Consider the following 2,735-nt stretch of genomic DNA (forward strand, 5'->3'; position numbering starts at 1 on the left):
GGGAAACGGGCAAACGTGGGGCTGAGAAGGATTGGGCATTAGATGCCAGTTGTCAGATTGAAGGGCAACGGAATTGGTCGATTAATAATTTACGGGCTGATTTGCGTAAGCTCCTAGAAGAAATGGGCAATACTATTGCGCCTGTGGGTGATGCAACCGATGAGGGGGCTTCCCGGTGGATGAAAGCGGCAGGTATTGCTATCGATGAGGAACATTTTCGCAAGGTTGCTAACGCCAAAGATATTGACAGAAGGACATACACCAGTAGGCAGCATCAGGATTATCTCAAGCCCGAAGAGGTTTTGGAGTGTGAGAAGTTCCGCATACAGGATACTTACGGGATGAGCGTAACCCCGGAACTGGTTGAGCAAGATGACAGGGGACGTTTAATTAAAAAGATTGTCGCACTTGAAGCGATATTGGCAACGCCTGGGGAAATGATTACCGATGATCAGGGGCGAGAGTTTGTTGCACCACCGGCTGTTGTTGTGGAACGCGATAAGTCGGAACGCTCGCGCCTCGCCATCTGCACCGACTGGAGTAACCATTCTACTGCGTGGCTAATGCGTCATCGGCTGGGATTGAGGGCTGTGCTGTTGGATCTGATGGCTGGGGTTGAGATTAAAGGCGATGAGGCGATGATTCAGGCTTTGGCAGAGTTCTCCAAGCGCAATGCATCTCACGTTAAAGGCATTCTTAATCTGACCATCCCGCTATCGGAGTCTCCAGTTTGGATTTTGGGGCAGTATCTCTGGCAACTCGGATTGTCTACTGAGTCACGGCGACCACTCTTAGATGGGCAGAGGGTTCGGTATTATCGGCTCAATACTGAGGATGTCGAATTTATCCAAAAGGTACTGGATTATCGGCAGAGGCAACGGGAGGACAGGGAAAGGAAACGCCAAGATGAACAAGAACGAAATGCGGCTTATGCAGCTAGAATGCAGTCTCAATATGGAATTAATGCTCCGTCCACACCCCCCAATAATGAAAGTGGAGATAATAATTGGGAGGGTATGGACACAGATCCAGAACTCAGTGATTCTTGGTGGGAGCGGGTCAAATATTATGCTCAGTTAGCGATTGAGCGGCTGGAGTACGGGGTTAATGCGGTTAAAGAATTACTCTGTACGCTAACGAGTGATGAGCGTTGCGGCGTGATGCTAGAATTTGAGGATGCAAGCCCTGAAAAGTTTGCTCAACTGGTGACAGATGCCCCACAGTGGACTGAATGGATGGCGTGATTTGCCTCTGTTACAGACCAGTTGACTGTTAATCCCTCGAACATCACTTGAGTCTTGTAAACAGTCCCATAATATCTATTGCTTCATTGATTGACTTATTTTTGAAGTCCAGCTAATTCTGAAACTTCAGAATCTGGCGAAATTTCCGATGCTTCATCACTATCAACCTTTAAAGAACGCAGTAATTGTCGAATCACATCATTAATAGGTCTTCCTGTTTTTTCACAGTATTCTGACAATTTTTGTGTCTCTGTTGCCGTGAGATTTACTGTTAGCCGTTTGACAGCCCATTTTTTATTTACCATTCACTTTTTAGCCAGAAACTAAGTGTAGTGACCTGCAATGCTAATCGCTCACACCTGTAATCATGACATTTCTTAGCCACCATTAAATGCAACTATAATTTCATTTAAGCGTCGGTTCTTGCTGGCTATATAAAGCGTCGGCAGGTGAGGGTGAAAAGTAAACTGTATTTTTGCGTTAACGCAGCTTACCGTAGGTATCGCTCTTGGCAACTACTTCGTGCTATCCCTCAATCTGAGTAATAATTATTATTCCATTTTTTGTTTTTGTGATGCCGTTCGCGAAGCGTCTCGTAGAGAAGGTGGGCGCTTGCGCCATCGCCTAAACTAATATCCCCAAACTAGATCACCAAAAGTAGACAAGACCCTTAATCCCGGCTGACGCGCAATTATAGTTGCATTTAATCCTGGTTTGTAAATGTCTTGATTGCAGGTCTGAGCAATTAGCATTGCAGGTCGATATCTATAGCGACCCGAAAAGCTTACCTGCTCTTCCTGATGCTGCTTCACCATGAAATCAGCTGATGCTTCACCTGGAGTCAAACTAGAGGAGTAATTTTCTTCTGGCTGAACTTCAGTTGGTGCTGATACCGACACCCTCAGGGTACTCCCATGACTGCCGTTTTGCTCAATACGACCGTGGCATTTTAGAAAGATGAGCCTCACCAAGTCATAGTTGTCAAGAAGTTAATGGGAAGTAGTCAGCAATGCAACAGCGAGTTTAAAAGCAGCCTGGATAGCAAAACACCAAAGTTGGTTACAATCAGAATTTTATCCAGAAATTTCCAGAAATGCTTATATATAGTAAAATCCTTGCAATTTAAGGATTACATCTGCATCGACAAACTTCCCAAATATTTTTGGAAAAATAGTTGACAAAAATATTTTCACTCGTTATATTGGATAAGCACCTGAGAGACGAGCGCGTTTAGAGCGACGACCGAAGGACGCCGAACCTTGAAAATATTATAGTTTGGAAGCGAAAAGACAGCAAGTAGTTTGCGTCAAGAAAATAAAGATAACTAAGCTGAAGTTAAAAAAGAGCAGCTAATATTGAGCTGAAAAGCTTTCCAATTCAAAACGGAGAGTTTGATCCTGGCTCAGGATGAACGCTGGCGGTATGCTTAACACATGCAAGTCGAACGGTGTCTTCGGACACAGTGGCGGACGGGTGAGTAACGCGTGAGAA

Annotated in this window: 2 protein-coding genes, 1 rRNA gene and 1 pseudogene; 2 read left to right on the top strand and 2 right to left on the bottom strand. The window is 44.9% G+C overall.

Annotated features, from left to right (window positions below; all coding sequences use genetic code 11):
* Nucleotides 1–1,244, top strand: a pseudogene (locus H6G97_RS54460) (bifunctional DNA primase/helicase); the annotation flags it as partial.
* Between the two features lie 95 nt (nt 1,245–1,339).
* Here the strand turns inward: H6G97_RS54460 and H6G97_RS49415 are convergent.
* Complete coding sequence (locus H6G97_RS49415; RefSeq protein WP_190947562.1) at nt 1,340–1,549, bottom strand: CopG family transcriptional regulator; 210 nt, start codon at nt 1,547–1,549, stop codon at nt 1,340–1,342.
* A 324-nt stretch (nt 1,550–1,873) separates the two neighbouring features.
* The gene (locus H6G97_RS49420; protein WP_190947563.1) at nt 1,874–2,143 is read right to left on the bottom strand and encodes a hypothetical protein; all 270 of its coding nucleotides are present in this window, start codon (nt 2,141–2,143) and stop codon (nt 1,874–1,876) included.
* Between the two features lie 480 nt (nt 2,144–2,623).
* On the opposite strand from H6G97_RS49420, the gene H6G97_RS49425 reads away from it, so the two are divergent.
* Nucleotides 2,624–2,735: ribosomal RNA gene (locus tag H6G97_RS49425) — 16S ribosomal RNA — on the top strand; the annotation flags it as partial.

The organism is Nostoc flagelliforme FACHB-838 (assembly GCF_014698065.1).
Lineage (GTDB): Bacteria > Cyanobacteriota > Cyanobacteriia > Cyanobacteriales > Nostocaceae > Nostoc > Nostoc flagelliforme_B.

What these genes read in the sequence shown, in the direction of transcription:
- H6G97_RS49415 (WP_190947562.1), bottom strand. Translation starts at nt 1,549, where the DNA reads ATGGTAAATAAAAAATGGGCTGTCAAACGGCTAACAGTAAATCTCACG.